This is a genomic window from Paracoccus amoyensis (assembly GCF_014490725.1).
Taxonomy (GTDB): domain Bacteria; phylum Pseudomonadota; class Alphaproteobacteria; order Rhodobacterales; family Rhodobacteraceae; genus Paracoccus; species Paracoccus amoyensis.
The window spans coordinates 118,071-133,933 of record NZ_JACOQL010000004.1 but is presented as its reverse complement, the minus strand read 5'-3'; the positions used below and the strand labels follow the sequence as shown (position 1 = coordinate 133,933).

Genomic DNA, 15,863 nt, shown 5'->3' with positions numbered 1-15,863 from the left:
TTCGGCACTGACTTCCCGCGAGTGATATTTCCGTGATAACCAAAGGGAAGAACCAACAGGAGAGTTACAATGAACAAACGCTTCATCCTTGGAATAGCGGCAGCTATCGGCATTTTCGCCCAAGGCGCGGCCGCACAAGAAATGGCGTTCTTTCGCATCGGAACCGGCGGCACGGCCGGCACCTATTACCCGATCGGCGGCCTGATCGCGAACGCGATCTCGAACCCGCCGGGATCGCGCGCCTGTGATGATGGCGGTTCGTGCGGCGTTCCGGGTCTGGTGGCGACGGCTGTCGCCTCGAACGGGTCGGTCGGCAATATCAATGCGATCAATGGCGGCCAGATGGAAGCGGGCTTTACCCAGTCCGACGTGGCCTACTGGGCGCAAACCGGCACCGGCCTATGGGAAGAACAACCCGCTGTTGAAAAGCTGCGCCTGATCTCGAACCTTTATCCCGAAAGCATCCATCTGGTTGCCCGCGCGGATGCGGGCATCGAGTCGGTTGCCGATCTGAAGGGCAAAAGGGTTTCTCTGGACGAACCGGGTTCGGGCACCTTGGTCGACGCCAAGCTGATCCTGGACGCGTATGGCCTGTCGGAAGGCGATATCTCGGCCGAATATCTGAAACCCGATCAGGCAGCTGACCGGATGCGCGACGGCGCCATGGACGCCTTTTTCTTCGTGGGTGGCTATCCGGCCGGCGCGATTGCAGAACTGGCCAGCCAGCATGACGTCAAGCTGATCCCGATTACGGGGGATGAAGCCAACAAACTGCTGGAGGAATACAGCTTCTTTGCCGCCGACAGCTTCCCGGCCGCCACGTATGAAGGTCAGGAAGGGGAAGTTCCGACGATCTCGGTGGGCGCGCAGTTCGTCACCAGCAGCGACCAGCCGGAAGAACTGGTCTATGAGATCACCAAGGCGCTGTATAACGAAAACACTCAGAAACTGTTCGCCGCAGGCCACGCCAAGGGCAAGCTGATCACGCTGGACAGCGCGACCCAGGGTGCGGGCATCCCCTTCCATCCGGGTGCCGAGAAATATTACCGCGAAGTCGGCGCCATCAAGTAACGACAGCACCCAATGAATGCGGCCCCACACCGGGGCCGCGTTTCAATAACAACGAATAAAAACTACTCAGCAAGGGACCCGGCATGACCGAAGACTCCACGCGCCAACTTTCCGAGGCCGAACTGCGTGCGATTGAAGAAGAATATGATCCCGAAGCACGATATCGCACGCTGACGCGCCCCGTGACCATTCTGACAGCGGTCATTCTGTTCCTGCTGTCGGCCTATCATTTCTATACGGCCGGCTTCGGCATCCCGCGCGCCACGACGCATCGCGGGATTCACCTTGGCGTGTCGCTGTTCGTGCTGTTCCTCACCTTCTCGGCCTTTTCCAATCGCGGCGTGGTCAGGGGGCCGCTGACATTTCTGGGCGTGCCCATCGCAGATTGGATCATGGCTTTCGCCGCCGCCATCGCATCCATGTATGTGCCGTGGATCTATGACCAGCTGGCGTTCCGCGTCGGCAATCCGACCGTTACCGATGTCACGATGGGAACGATCCTGCTGGTCGTGCTTCTGGAAGCCGTTCGCCGCTCAATGGGGTGGCCGCTGCCGCTTATCGCAATCCTGTTCATGGCCTATGCCTATTTCGGGCAGCAGATGCCGGGGATTTTCGTCCATCCGGGCGCGGATTGGTCAAACATCGTCAACCATCTGTATCTGACCTCGCAGGGTATCTATGGCGTCGCATTGGGCGTTATCGCGACCTATGTGTTCCACTTCGTGCTGTTTGGTGTAATGGCACAGCGCATCGGCCTTGGGCCGCTGTTCATCGACCTGGCGACCGCGTTGACCGGGCGCTATTCTGGCGGTCCTGCCAAGGTGTCAGTGCTGTCTTCGGCGTTGATGGGGTCAATCTCTGGTTCGTCCATCGCCAATACGGTGACGACGGGCGCGCTGACCATTCCCGCGATGATCAAGATCGGCTTCCGCCGACACTTCGCCGCCGCGGTCGAGGCTGCGGCATCGACTGGGGGGCAGATCACCCCACCCGTCATGGGCGCCGTTGCATTCCTGATGGTGGAATCGCTGGGCATCCCGCTGCGCACCATTCTGATCGCCGCCATCGTCCCGGCCTTCATGCACTTCTTCGGCGTGTTGGTTCAGGTTCACCTCGAGGCGAAACGCCTTGGCATCCGTGGCCTGCGGAAAGAGGAACTGCCAAACGCCATTGCCGTTCTGAAAAAGGGCTGGCTGTCGGTTCTGCCGCTGCTGCTGCTGGTCTATATGCTGATGTCGGGCCGCACCCCGTTTCTGTCGGCCTTCTGCGGCATCCTTGCCTGCATGGTCGTCTACCTGATCCAATGCGTTACCGCCAAAGGCGTGGTCGACGGGATCAAGGAAACCGCCGCTGGCATCTTTGAAAGCTTTGTCGCGGGTGCGCGCCAATCCCTGTCGATCACCGCAGCCGCGGCGCTGGTGGGTGTCATCATCGGGGTGGTGACCCTGACCGGCGTTGGCTTCAAGATCGCCTTCATGGTGACGTCACTGGCGCAGAACATGGCCGAAGGCACCTTTGCCTTCCTGTCGTTCCTGCCGTTCGAGGTGATGACCACCGCAACTCTGACCTTGCTGTTCACGCTGATCATTACCGCCGTCGTCTGCATCCTGATGGGGTGCGGCATCCCGACCACGGCGAACTACCTGATCATGGCCGCAGTTGCCGCGCCGGTTCTGGCGATGATGAATGTGGAGCCGCTGGTCGCGCATTTCTTCGTCTTCTATTACGGCGTGATTGCGGATGTGACACCACCCGTGGCGATGGCCGCCTATGCGGCGGCGGGGATCGCGGGGGCCAACGGCTTCAAGGCGGGCAATACCGCGTTCGGTTGTCGATGGGCAAGGCGCTGGTGCCCTTTGTCTTCGTCTTCTCGCCCTCGCTTCTGCTGGTGACCGAGGGCTTTACCTGGACATCCTTCGCGCTTGCCTTCTCAGGCGCGATCCTGGGCATCCTGTCGCTGTCGGCGGCGCTGACCAACTGGCTGCTGGCCCCGTTGAACGTGTTCGAGCGGATCATCCTGGCCATCGCGGCCTTCCTGCTGATCGCGCCGGAACCCATCTCGACCGCCATCGGTCTGATAATCCTTGTGGGGGTCGCGGCAAAGCAGCATTTCCTGGATAGAAAGTCAGTGCCTGCGAATTGATACCAACGGGCGCGGCTGGTTTCCCGGCCGCGCCCTGAATTGACCCTGCTTTCAGTCACGCAATCTGATGATAGCGTGTCACCTGCGGCCTGCCGTCCAGAAATGGCATTAACCGCCGCACCGCATCCGACAGAAATGGCGTATTGTTATGGGTCGTTTCATCCTTCGCACTTGCCCAAACCTCGATCGAGGTGAAGGCATGCGGATCATCGGCCTGACGGAAATAGCCATAGTCGATACAACCGGCCTCTTTCTGCGAATGGGCGACCAGTTCGGCAAGGATCGGCATCGCCTGATCCGTCATGCCCGATCTGATCCGAAAGCGTGACGTGACATGCAGCCGGGTCATACCTTGCGCTCCCATTCTTCCTGCTGTTCGCGCCGGGCCATGTCTTCGGCCACGGCGGGGCGGATCGTGCGATAAGGGTGTTCGTCCGCTTCGATCACGTCAATCATGGCGTCGATCATCTCTTGCGGATCATGTTGACGGTTCAGTTCACGCACCGGCCAATGTTCCATGACCCGTTCGCCCTGCCCCCACCACTGATCCTGCGCTTCCATGCCGGTGTCGTTGAACCCGGTGCGGAAGGCCCCCGGATTGACGGTAGCAACCTTGACGCCATAGGGCGCCAGCTCTTCGCGCAGGGCCGAACAAAACGCCTCGACCGCGTGCTTGGACGCGGCATAGGCGGAATCCCATGGCACCTTGACCAGCCCCGCGACGGATGAGGTCCAGACGATCTTGCCACTGCCGCGCCGCACCATCTGTTTGCCGAACCCTTGTGCCATCGCCAGCGCGGCAAAGACGTTCGTTTCAAAAACATCCCGCACGATCTGCATGGGCAGTTCCAGCGCCGGGCCGCTTTCCATGATGCCCGCATTGTTGAACAGCACGTCGATTTCGTTTTCGAAAGCATGGTTTCGGTCAATCTCATTGCGCACGTCCAGCTTGATCACGCGCAGATCGACGCCTGCATCCTTTGCCACCTGTCGCAACTCTGTCACCTGTGGCCAAATTTCGCAGGCCGCGATGACATGATGGCCCTTTTGCGCCAGCCCAAGTGCGACGCCCCTGCCAAAGCCGGAACCTGCGCCGGTAATCAGAATACGTTTTGCCATCATCAACTCCTCCACGCTTATATCCAAATCGACCAGCGACGAACCGCATGTGCAATCATGGAACCATTTGCAGTCGTCGCGCGTCTGTAATTTGCGCACACATTTTCGTGGCATTCCACGAATGCATTCGATCCACAAGCTTCCGTTGATGCCGGCCCTGGGTCAACGGTCGCCACATAAAAGGGATGAAAGCTGGACAATATGACACAAGATCTTAGCCGCGAACCCACAACAGACCCCGCAGAAGAGAACGCCTTCTTCCCGTCCCCCTATTCGCTTGGTCAATATACCTCATCCAAGACGGATTTCGCAGGTCTGGATTTCGACAAGCCCTATACCGGCGGCAAGTGGAAGATTCTGGTGATCGCCTCGGACGAACGCTATGTGCTGATGACCAATGGAAAGTTCTTCTCATCGGGGAACCACCCGGTCGAAATGCTGCTGCCGATGCATCATATCGACGCGGCAGGCTTCGAAATCGAGGTTGCCACCCGTTCCGGCAATCCGGTCAAATTCGAAAACTGGGCATTGCCAAAAGAAGATCAGGCGGTGATGGGCACTTACGAAAAATATCTGGATCAGATCAAGCAGCCCAACAAGCTGTCGGATGTCCTGCCCGAACTGCTGGCCGAGGATTCGCCCTATCTTGGCGTGTTCATTCCCGGCGGGCATGGCGCGCTGGTGGGCATTCCTGAAAGTGACGGCGTCAAGACGGCCCTGAACTGGGCCTTGGACAATGATCGTTTCATCATCACGCTTTGCCACGGCCCCGCTTGCCTGCTGGCGGCGGCCAAGGATGTCGATCCCGCGGATTATCCGTTCAAGGGGTATGAGGTTTGCGTCTTTCCAGATGCGTTGGATAAGGGGGCGAATATCGACATCGGCTATATGCCCGGTGCCTTGCCCTGGCTGGTCGGTGAACGGCTGCGCGCTCTGGGCGTCAATGTCCTGAACAAGGACATGACCGGCGCGGTTCATCGCGACCGCAAGCTGTTGACCGGGGACAGCCCGCTGGCGTCGAACAACCTTGGCAAACTTGCCGCGAAAACCCTGTTAGAGGCGGTCGCCTGACAGTCAGCCTTGGGCCACCGCGTCGGCCCAAGGCATCATCACCTCGCACGCGCCTGTATTCATCCCTGCCCGGCGGCTGACTGCAATCGGGCAGGCATAGGCCAGCGGGGAGAAAGATCGTGGCACGACGACCGTGTCGAACCGTTCGCCAAGCGCCTGCAACACCTCATAGGGCAGCAGCGCATCTGCCATGATCGACGGGCCACCGGACACGTCGATGCGGGGTGTATGGATGGCCTGGTTCAGTGACAGCGCGTGGTCTGTCACCATCAGCGCGATCTGCGCCACGGCGGGCAGGATCTTGCGCCCACCGGATGCCCCGATCGCCGCCCGCGTGCCGTCCTTGTCCGCGATAATCGGACAGATATTCATCAGACAGCGCTTTCCCGGCCCGATGGAATTGGGCCGCCCCGGTTCCGGGTCAAACCACATGATGCCGTTATTCATCATCAGCCCGGTCGAGGGCGACACAACTGCGGCGCCAAAGGCCGACAGCAGGGTCTGCGTCATCGACAGCATATTGCCCGCCCGATCCACAATGGCGAAATGCGTGGTGCATGACGGGGCTTGCGGATGCTCATTTCCCGGTTCGGGATCGCCGTCGTTCGCCAGACGATCCAGATAGGCCGACTGCAACGCCTGCGCCCAGCCGATATAGTCCGATCCGCGCGGCGCACCCGCTTCTGGCGGCATGTCATGCGCCGACAAATGCGCCAGCATCCTTGCCAGCGTCGGACCGGCCGTCAGAAAAGGCGTGGCAAAGATCGTGGCCCCGCGATGGCCAATCGCAAGCGGATCTTGCCACTGAGCCTGATAGCTTTCCAGATCGTCCAGCGCGATCCGGCTGCCCTTGGCTTGCAAGTCACTGACCAGCATCCGCGCCAGATCACCGCGATAGAAATCATCGCCGCCCGCCACCGCCAGATGCCCAAGCGTATCGGCCATCCGCTGCATGTTCAGCCGGGTTTCGGCCAGCGCCGTCCAGCCCGCCATCGGTGCCCATTTCCCGTCCAGCAGAAACATGGTCGAGGCATCGGGATCACGCGACAGAACCTCGGCCCGCGACGCGATCATCAGGCCCGCATACCAATCGACCAACAGCCCTTCCCGCGCAGCCGCAATGGCCGGTTGCAGCAATTCGGCCCATGGCATCGTGCCATGCCGCGCGTGCAGCGCCGTGATGCCCGCCGCGGTTCCGGGCACGGCAACCGCCAGCGCACCATGGACATTGCGGTCCCCTTCAACCGCTTTCCAGGGAAACAGGTCCGAGGCATGACCATCCGCCGCCAGGGGGTAATCCGTGATCTGCAATCGCTTGGGCGCGCGCATCCCGTAATACAGCGCCTGCACCGGCCCCCCGGCGGGCGCGACCATCATCGCGCCGCCGCCGAACGGCCCCGACATCCACGGCTCTAACACGCCAAGCGCAAAGGAAACGGCAACAGCCGCGTCATAGGCATTGCCGCCCGCGTTCAGGACCTCGACCCCGATTTCCGAGGCACGGCGATGCTGGCTGGCGACGATGCCGCCCTGACTTTCAACCGCCGGCTTTTGCAGCACGGCCTGACGAGAAACATTCGATTGCGTGTAAGTCAAAGCCATTCGAATGATCCCCCGCTGGTGTCTGCGGGGTCAGCATAACTATCAGAACCCGAATGCCCACCCCGCGTCGCCAAAAGAGTGGCAGCCCGGCTGATTCACAGATGTCGACAGGAGTGGGAGAATGCACCCCGCCCACATTCCGACGGTGAGGAGCCGATGATCTGCAAGCGAATGCCGCTTGCAGATTTCACGTTGCAAAGCGACGGCCTAAACCGTCAGCATCGTCTTGATCGCGCGGCGTTCGTCCATCGCCCTGTAACCCTCGGCGACCTGATCAAGCGGCAGGACAAGATCAAAGACCTTGCCGGGTTGGATCCTGCCTTGCAGCACGCGGTCCATCAGATCGGGCAGGAAGCGCCGCACCGGCGCGGGGCCGCCCAGCATCCGCTGTTGTTTGAAGAAAAGTTGCTGCCCGTCAAAACTGACACCATGCGGCACGCCGACATAGCCGATGGTGCCGCCGGGGCGGCAGGCGCCCATGGCCTGTTGCATGGATTGTTCCATCCCGACCGCTTCGACAACGGATTCGACGCCAATACCATCGGTCAGATCCATGATCCGGGCGATCCCGTCTTCGCCGCGTTCCTGAACAATGTCGGTTGCGCCGAATTCACGGGCCAGCTTTTGACGGCTTTCGTGGCGGCTCATCGCGATGATCCGCTCTGCGCCCAATTGCTGCGCGGCCATCACGGCCATCAGCCCCACGGCCCCATCCCCGACGACAACAACCGTTCCGCCTTCGCGGACACCGGCGGCCACCGCGCCATACCAGCCGGTCCCCAGCACATCCGACACCGCCAACATATGCTGAACCATTATGGTATCGGGCATTTCAGTGGTGGCAACCAGCGTGCCATCGGCCAGCGGAACACGGGCATAGGGGGCCTGGGCGCCAGTCATGAACTCGCGCTGCATGCACGAGGATTGAAAGCCAAACTGGCAATGCGGACAGGTATTGTCGGACAGACAGAAGCTGCCGACGACAAACTGACCCGGTTTGATATTGCGAACTTCACGGCCCACCTCGATCACGACACCGCAATATTCGTGCCCCATATGCATGGGTTGATCATTGGTCGCGATACCGCGATAGGGCCACAGGTCCGATCCGCAGATGCAGGTCGCAGACAACTGGATGATGGCATCGGTCGGCGCCAGGATTGTCGGGTCGGCGACCTGTTCATAGCGAATATCTTCGGGGCCGTGCAAAACGGTTGCATACATGGATGAATTCCTTTTTCGGCTTTCTTTTTGACCGCTTCAGGCGCGGTAATCTGCGTCGCTGACCTGCTCCAACCACTGCACGACCTTGCCGTGCTCATCGGCCTCGGCGATGGCGATATGGGTCATTGCGGTATCCGGCGCGGCACCGTGCCAGTGCTTTTCACCCGGTGGAAACCAGACGATATCGCCGGGGCCGATGCTTTCGACAGGGCCACCGTCACGCTGGACCCGCCCCTTGCCAGCCGTCACCAACAGCGTCTGGCCCAGCGGATGCGTGTGCCATGCGGTCCGCGCACCCGGTTCAAAAGTCACGGTCGCACCGCTTGCACGGGCGGGAGCCTCGGTCGCGAAAGGCGCGTCGATGCGGACAACACCAGTGAAATAATCAGCCGATCCCTTCGCGGATGCCGTGCTGCCGTTGCGGGTAATTTTCATGACATCTCTCCTGAGGCCGGAGAGCGCTATCCTTGAGAGGGCCTCTACCGGTCTGGGTGAAGATACAGCAGCACCGCTGCAAGATTAGTGTAAGAATTTCGATTGAGCTTATCGCAAATCCTCATAAATCAGAATGAATGAGGCTTTAATCATCATCAAGCGCAACGGCCTTGCGTGCAAGGGTCGTGAATTGCGCACGTTCCTCGTCTGTCAGATTACCCAGGATATCGGCTTGCAGATGATGCACAACGGGGCGCAACCGGCCAATGACGTCCTGCCCGTTCATCGTCAGGTGCAACGCGCGGGCACGACGATCCTGTTCGTTGACCGTCCGTTCAACCAACCCCTTTTGTTCCAGCCGCTTGACGACCTCGCCAATCGTGGCGCGGTCATAGGCGATGGCGCTGGCCAGGCCGGCCTGATCGATGCCGGGATTGCGTCTTAACAGATCAAGCGCGGCAAACTGAACCGACGTCAGGTCGTAACCTGTTGATTTCATACGATCCTGAAACACTGCGGTAGACCGCTGGTTCAGCCGCCGGATCAAATGACCCGGCATCTCTGAAAGATCATCTTCGTTTGCCACGTCGCCCCCGAATAGTAAGTAAACATATTATATTGACAGACGCCCCGCACATCCACCATATAAAGATATGTATACATATCATCTGGGAGGGAAGTGTCATGCAATATCATCTGGACGGATTCCGCAGCGGCGATCCCGCCATTGCCCAGCCTGCCACACTGCCCGATCACAAGCCGGAAAAGGTCGATGTTCTGATTGTCGGATGTGGCCCTGCCGGTCTGACGCTGGCGGCGCAACTGTCGGCGTTCCCTGACATCACCACCCGGATCACCGAACGCAAGCCCGGCCCGCTGCTGGTGGGTCAGGCCGATGGAATCGCCTGCCGCTCGGTCGAGATGTTCGCGGCGTTCGGTTTCGCCGATCAGGTGATGAAAGAAGGCTATTGGGTCAATGAGGTCGCGTTCTGGCGGCCCGGCACCGATGCCTCCCTCATACGCGCGGATCGCATTCAGGATGTCGAAGATGATCTGTCCGAAATGCCGCATATCATCCTGAATCAGGCGCGTATCCATGATTTCTATCTGGATATCATGCGCAACTCTGCCCGCCGCCTGACGCCCGATTATAACCGAGAGCTGGTTTCGTTGCAGACGACCGACGATACGGATCATCCGGTCATTGCGACATTCAGATGCCTTGATGATGGCGGGACCGAAACCATTCGCGCCCGACATGTCGTCGGGTGTGATGGTGCCCGCAGCACCGTGCGCAAGTCGATGGGCCATGACCTGAAAGGCGAAGCCGCGCGTCAGTTATGGGGCGTCATGGACGTGCTGGCGGTAACGGACTTTCCCGATATTCGCCTGAAAGCGGCGATCCAGTCTGCGGATCAAGGCAGCATCCTGATCATTCCGCGCGAAGGCGGCTATATGGTTCGCATGTATATCGAACTGGCGGAACTGCAGGGCGATGAACGCGCCGCCGACCGCAATGTGACCGCCGATATGCTGATCGAGAAGGCGCGGGCAATTCTTGATCCTTACAGCCTTGACGTGAAAGAGGTTGCCTGGTGGTCGGCCTACGAAATCGGCCAGCGTGTCTGCGACGGGTTCGACGACGTCCCTGAAAACGAACGTGGGTTGCGAATACCCCGTATCTTCATCGCGGGCGATGCCTGCCATACGCATAGCCCGAAGGCGGGTCAGGGCATGAATGTGTCGATGGCCGATACCTTCAATCTTGGCTGGAAACTGGCAGCCGTGTTGCGGGGGCAGGCTGTGCCCAGTTTGCTGGACACCTATTCCGCCGAACGCCGCGCCAAGGCCAAGGAACTGATCGACTTTGACCGCGACATGGCGCGACTGTTCAGCGCCAAACCAAAGAACCATGCGCAAGCTGCACAGTTTCAAAGCTATTTCAAAAAGCATGGCCGTTATACGGCGGGGGTTGAAACGCGCTATGACCCTTCGTTGATTACCGGGGATGATAGATTTCAGCATCTGGCGACGGGGCTGATCGTTGGCAAGCGCTTCCACTCTGCCCCGGTCATACGGCTGGGCGACGCGCGGCCCATGGAGTTGGCCCATAACTTCAAAGCCGATGGCCGCTGGCGGGCGATCGCCTTTGCGCCAGCAGGCGATACAGGGCAACCCAACGGTCCTATCGCGACGTTATGTCAGCATTTGGAGGCAGCGATTCACCGATATACGCCCGCAAAGGCAGACCCTGACAGTGTGATAGACCTGCGCGCCGTATTTCAGCCCAGCCATCGCGCAATGAATGTCAACGATCTGCCCAAGGCATTGTTGCCACGAAAAGGCCGCTATGGGCTGATTGACTACGAAAAGGCATTCTGCCCCGCGCTCAACGGTCCCGATATCTTTGATCTGCGTGGGATTGACCGCAACCAAGGCGCATTGCTGATCCTGCGTCCCGATCAATATATCGCGCAGGTTCTGCCATTGGACGCCGCTGCCGAACTGGAAAGTTTTCTTGCCGGTTTCATGCAGCCAGCCTGACCGGCTGTCAAATGTGCGGACAGACGGATCGGGTCACCCCTGGGGCATGGCTGACAGATAGCTGGCCAGATTATCGCCCAAAGAGGGTTGCATATAGCCGCCCTCTTGCACGTTCAGCACGGGCAATCCCATTGCGGCGATTGCCCCCGCGATCCGCGCAAAGCCGGGCGTCGTCACCTGCAAGCCCTTGAACGGGTCGTTTTCATGCGCATCCAGCCCAAGCGCCACGACGATCACGGATGCGCCAAATGCGGTAATATGCTGCAACGCATCGTCCAGCCCCGACAGATAAACGTCATCCGCCGATCCGCGCGGCAATGGCAGGTTCAGGTTATAGCCCAGACCGCGCCCTTCGCCGCATTCCTGCGCACCGCCAGCGTAAAAAGGGTAAAAATGCGCCGGATCGACATGTATTGAAACGGTCAGGACATCGTCACGGTCGTAAAAGATCGCCTGCGTGCCGTTGCCGTGATGCACATCTATATCAATGATTGCGGGGCGATGCCCCTTGCTGCGCAGATATTCGGCGGCAATGCCCGAGTTGTTCAGAAAACAAAAGCCGCCCGACATTTCGCGATAGGCATGGTGCCCCGATGGCCGCGACAGGGCATAGGCGCTGTGCTGCCCTGACAAGATCAGATCAGCCGCCGTCAGCGCGGTCTGCGCCGACCAATAGATCGAGGCCCAGCTATTCTCTCCGATAGGGGCAGATGTGTCCGTATTGTGATAGCCGATCTGCGCCTCGCTTTCATAAGAATAGTGAACGTCGCGCACGGGCGCGATCCGCCCCGGCACGACCTCGGCCAGATCAGGAACCACGGCTTTGCGGCGGGCATGAATCGTGCGCAGATAGGTCAGATAGCGCGGCGTGTGCAGCGCGGCCAAAGGCGCCATGCCGTGATCGGTCGCCGCAACGACTGGTAGCCCCGCTTGCCCGACGCCGCGCAGCAATTCATCCACGCGGGCGGGGCGATCAGGGTTTTGCACGACCTTGCCATCGGCCAGACGAAACTGGGGATCGTGCAACCGCTGTCGTTCATCGAAAACCGCCTTCATCCGGGATCCTTTCCTGGGATTGCCGATCACAATCAGCATATCGGGGAGACAAGTCGCCATTCCTGTCAAGGGAACAGGCGCCGATGATCACATCCCGCCTGCGAATGGGATATCTCCCCGAACGATTAAAAAGCAGGCAGTCAGCGACGCGCATTCAGGCGAAGATTTGCCTGATATACCGACGAAGGCTGCCGGAAGTTATCCACAGCCTCGCCTAACAGATAGGCTTATCAAGCAAAAAGTGGCGCAGGCGGGGTGAAGGACGGCAAGATCGCTCTGCCAAATGATGCGATTGACCTAAGGTTAACGGGTCAGAATCAGCCAGCAGATTAGCGACGCTTTGCCTGACATCCGAATGACACAACTGCACCCGAAGATTTTTTTATTCAGGAGGTTCTATAATGTCTAGGAATATCATCGTTGTAACCTGGCCCGAGGAGAGCAAAGCCTATCAGGTGCTTTCCGAACTTCGTTCGCAATATCCCGATAGCATCTATCAGGCTGGCGTGGCCGAGCGTGCGCCGGACGGTTCCGTTTCACTCAAGGACGGCGATAGCAATACCGTCGATGCAGGCACATTGACCGGCAGCGCGCTTGGCGGTCTGATCGGCATTCTCGGTGGCCCGCTGGGCGTGCTTCTGGGCTTTTCGGCAGGCGCATTGATGGGATCGCTGGTCGATCTGAACAGTGCCGTCGATGATGATGCGGTTCTGTCTAAGATCAGCGCACAATTGCTGCCCGGCTCTACCGCACTGTTCGTTGACCTGGACGAGAACGATCCTTCGATCATCGACACTCTGGTCGCGGCATCGGGCGGTGTGCTGGCCCGCTATGACTACAACGACGTCCTGACCGAGATTATCAGCGCCGAAGATGCCGCCCGTGCCGCGGCGGATGAAGCTGCCCGCGTCCTGCGCGAGGAAAAGCATGCAGAGCGCAAGGCCGATCTGGAAAAGAAATGGGAAGAGACAAAATCCCGCTTCACATCCTTCTTCAAATCTGACGCCTGATTATCGTCGTCACTTTCTGCCGCGCTTCAAGCTGCGGCAGAAAGCCGACGCTGGCCCGCTGACAAGCCCGGCCTTCACCCCCAGGACTGCATGCTATATCAATCCTGGGGTGATCAGGGGGCATGGCCATGCAAAAACTTCTGCAGACATTTTCGGATATCGTCGGATCGAAACATGTCTATCACGGCGAACGCGCGACGCGACGGTTCCGCAAAGGTTACCGTTATGGCGATGGCGAAATTCTGGCAGCGGTCCGCCCGGGCACGCTGCTGGAGCAATGGAAGGTTCTGCAAGCCTGTGTCGCCGCAGATGTCATCGTCATCTTTCAGGCGGCGAACACCGGATTGACCGGCGGATCGACCCCTTTTGGCGACGGCTATGACCGGCCCATCGTCATCATCAACACCATGCGTATCGACCGGATCGACCTGATCGACGGCGGCAAACAGGTGATTGCCCTGCCCGGCGCGACGCTGGACAAGCTGGAAAAGGCACTGCGGCCGGTGGGCCGCGAACCGCACTCGGTCATCGGGTCAAGTTGTATCGGCGCATCGGTCGCGGGCGGTGTCTGCAACAATTCCGGCGGCTCGTTGATCCGGCGGGGGCCGGCCTATACGCAATTCGCCATCTTTGCCCAGATTGATGCCCATGGGCATCTTCATCTGGTCAATCATCTGGGTGTGTCGTTGGGCGAGACCCCTGAAACCATCCTGTCGCGGCTGGACGGCAAGGATTACACGCCGGAAGATATTTCCCACAGCACGAACCAATGGGCTTCGGACAAGGAATATTGCGACCATGTCCGCGACGTGACAGCAAATTCTCCGGCGCGTTTCAACGCCGATCCCCGGCGGCATTACGAGGCATCAGGCTCGGCCGGTCGTCTGGGCGTCTTTGCCGTGCGGCTGGACACGTTCGAAGCCGACAAGGACGTGACCGTCTTTTACATCGGCGCGAACGACCCCGATGAGCTGGGCCAGATCCGGCGCGACATTCTGACCAACTTCAGGAACCTGCCCATCGCTGGCGAATATATTCACCGCGAGGCGTATAGGACCGCGCAGATTTACGGCAAGGATCTGTTCCTGTTCATCCGCAAATTCGGCACCGACAACGTGCCCCGCGCCTATGCGGCGAAAAGCTGGTTCGACGGAATTACCGAAAAACTGGGACTGGGCGCAGGTGTCAGCGACCATCTGCTGACTGCTTTGTCCCGGTTGCTGCCCGAACATCTGCCCAAGCGGATGAACGACTATCGCGACCGCTATGCCCACCACCTGCTGCTTAAAATGGGCGGTGATGGCGCAGCCGAAGCCCGGGATTATCTGAAAGCCCGTTTTCCCCGCCCAGATGCCGATTTCTTCGAATGCACCAAGGACGAGGGAGAGGCTGCGTTCCTGCAACGCTTTGCCGTGGGCGGCGCCGTGGTGCGTTATCGTGCCACGCATCGCAAGACGGTCGAGGATATCGTGGCGCTGGACGTCGCCCTGCCCCGCAACATGGTAGATTGGTTTGAAACCCTGCCAAAATCAATCACCGACCGGATCGAAAAGACCGTCTATTGCGGGCATTTCTTCTGCCACGTCATGCATCAGGAATATCTGGCCAGGAAGGGCGAGGATTGTCACGCTTTGGAACAAGAAATGCTGGCCATCCTTGACCAGCGCGGGGCACAGTATCCGGCCGAACACAATGTCGGCCATCTGTATCACGCCCAACCCGCACTAGAGGAATTTTACCGAGAGCTTGACCCGACCAACAGCTTCAACCCCGGCATCGGCAAGACATCCCGCAAGAAGATGTGGGCGTGACCGTTACAGCGACACCGTCAGCCCGCCATCGACGTAAAGCGTATGACCATTGACGAAACTGGCCGCATCTGATGCCAGAAAGATCGCCGCGCCCTTCAATTCGTCCAGATCCCCCCAACGACCCGCCGGGGTGCGGGCTTCCAGCCAGGCGGTAAACTCTTTGCTTTCGGTCAGCGCGGTATTCAGCGGCGTGCGAAAATAACCCGGCGCGATGGCGTTGACCTGTAGCCCGCGCCCTGCCCAATCCGTCGCCATGCCGCGCGTCAGGTTTTTCACCGCCCCCTTGCTGGCGGTATAGGGCGCGACGCTGATCCGCGCCAATTCCGACGTGGCCGAGGCGATGTTGATGATCCGGCCCCGCCCCCGCCGCAACATGTGCCGTGCCACCGCCTGTGCGACATAGAAGACCGAGGAGACGTTGGTCCGCATCATGTCTTCCCACTTGTCCAGCGGAAATTCCTCTAACGAGGCGCGATATTGCATCCCGGCATTGTTGATCAGGATGTCGATGGGGCCGATACCCGCCTCGATCTTGTCGATGGCGGTTGCCACAGCCCTGGGGTTGGTCACGTCGAACGGGGCGGTGTGCACATCATAGCCCTGCATCCGCAACTGTTCTGCCGCTGCCTCCAGCTTGTCGGCATTGCGGCCGTTCAGAACGATGCGCGCACCGTGGCTTGCCAGCCCTTCGGCCAGCGCAAAGCCGATCCCCTGGGATGAGCCGGTGACAAGTGCGGTTTTGCCGGTCAGGTCGAAAAGATTGCTCATCACGATATC

The 15,863-nt window shown here is 59.7% G+C and carries 13 protein-coding genes and 1 pseudogene; 6 read left to right on the top strand and 8 right to left on the bottom strand.

The features are described from left to right. The first annotated feature begins 69 nt into the window (after positions 1-69). Complete coding sequence (locus H4P12_RS13175) at positions 70-1,071, top strand: TAXI family TRAP transporter solute-binding subunit (RefSeq protein WP_187794132.1); 1,002 nt, start codon at positions 70-72, stop codon at positions 1,069-1,071. An 83-nt stretch (positions 1,072-1,154) separates the two neighbouring features. After that, a pseudogene (locus tag H4P12_RS13170) lies at positions 1,155-3,214 on the top strand (TRAP transporter permease). 55 nt (positions 3,215-3,269) lie between these two features. Here the strand turns inward: H4P12_RS13170 and H4P12_RS13165 are convergent. Beyond that, entirely contained in the window at positions 3,270-3,563 is a 294-nt protein-coding gene (locus tag H4P12_RS13165; RefSeq protein WP_187794130.1) for a putative quinol monooxygenase, read from the bottom strand. Next, entirely contained in the window at positions 3,560-4,333 is a 774-nt protein-coding gene (locus H4P12_RS13160) for an SDR family oxidoreductase (protein WP_187794129.1), read from the bottom strand. The genes H4P12_RS13165 and H4P12_RS13160 overlap by 4 nt, the downstream gene beginning before the upstream one ends. A gap of 201 nt (positions 4,334-4,534) precedes the next feature. Here H4P12_RS13160 and hchA point away from each other — a divergent pair, with 201 nt between their 5' ends. Beyond that, positions 4,535-5,404, top strand: coding sequence for a glyoxalase III HchA (hchA, locus tag H4P12_RS13155; protein ID WP_187794127.1), 870 nt, complete (start codon positions 4,535-4,537; stop codon positions 5,402-5,404). A 3-nt stretch (positions 5,405-5,407) separates the two neighbouring features. Here hchA and H4P12_RS13150 read toward each other — a convergent pair whose 3' ends face one another. The 4 genes from H4P12_RS13150 to H4P12_RS13135 form a co-directional block, all read right to left on the bottom strand. Then, positions 5,408-7,006, bottom strand: a complete 1,599-nt coding sequence (locus H4P12_RS13150) for a gamma-glutamyltransferase family protein (RefSeq protein WP_187794126.1) — start codon at positions 7,004-7,006, stop codon at positions 5,408-5,410. Positions 7,007-7,213: 207 nt separating this feature from the next. After that, positions 7,214-8,230 carry a zinc-dependent alcohol dehydrogenase family protein gene (locus tag H4P12_RS13145; protein WP_187794125.1) on the bottom strand — a complete coding sequence of 339 codons (1,017 nt, stop codon included), beginning with the start codon at positions 8,228-8,230 and terminating at the stop codon, positions 7,214-7,216. A gap of 36 nt (positions 8,231-8,266) precedes the next feature. After that, on the bottom strand, positions 8,267-8,665 hold the full coding sequence (locus H4P12_RS13140) for a (R)-mandelonitrile lyase (protein WP_187794124.1): 399 nt from the start codon (positions 8,663-8,665) through the stop codon (positions 8,267-8,269). A gap of 145 nt (positions 8,666-8,810) precedes the next feature. After that, the gene (locus H4P12_RS13135; RefSeq protein WP_187794123.1) at positions 8,811-9,224 is read right to left on the bottom strand and encodes a MarR family winged helix-turn-helix transcriptional regulator; all 414 of its coding nucleotides are present in this window, start codon (positions 9,222-9,224) and stop codon (positions 8,811-8,813) included. Positions 9,225-9,349: 125 nt separating this feature from the next. Between H4P12_RS13135 and H4P12_RS13130 the strand changes: the two genes are divergently transcribed. Beyond that, positions 9,350-11,209 (top strand): FAD-dependent monooxygenase, encoded by a 1,860-nt coding sequence (locus H4P12_RS13130; protein ID WP_187794122.1) that lies wholly within the window; start codon positions 9,350-9,352, stop codon positions 11,207-11,209. Positions 11,210-11,242: 33 nt separating this feature from the next. Here H4P12_RS13130 and H4P12_RS13125 read toward each other — a convergent pair whose 3' ends face one another. Then, entirely contained in the window at positions 11,243-12,265 is a 1,023-nt protein-coding gene (locus H4P12_RS13125; RefSeq protein ID WP_187794121.1) for a histone deacetylase family protein, read from the bottom strand. A 401-nt stretch (positions 12,266-12,666) separates the two neighbouring features. Between H4P12_RS13125 and H4P12_RS13120 the strand changes: the two genes are divergently transcribed. Beyond that, the gene (locus tag H4P12_RS13120) at positions 12,667-13,275 is read left to right on the top strand and encodes a DUF1269 domain-containing protein (protein WP_187794119.1); all 609 of its coding nucleotides are present in this window, start codon (positions 12,667-12,669) and stop codon (positions 13,273-13,275) included. A 128-nt stretch (positions 13,276-13,403) separates the two neighbouring features. Beyond that, on the top strand, positions 13,404-15,086 hold the full coding sequence (dld, locus tag H4P12_RS13115) for a D-lactate dehydrogenase (protein WP_187794118.1): 1,683 nt from the start codon (positions 13,404-13,406) through the stop codon (positions 15,084-15,086). Positions 15,087-15,089: 3 nt separating this feature from the next. On the opposite strand, the gene H4P12_RS13110 is transcribed toward dld, so the two are convergent. Then, positions 15,090-15,854 carry an SDR family oxidoreductase gene (locus H4P12_RS13110; RefSeq protein WP_223115811.1) on the bottom strand — a complete coding sequence of 255 codons (765 nt, stop codon included), beginning with the start codon at positions 15,852-15,854 and terminating at the stop codon, positions 15,090-15,092. Positions 15,855-15,863 lie beyond the last annotated feature (9 nt).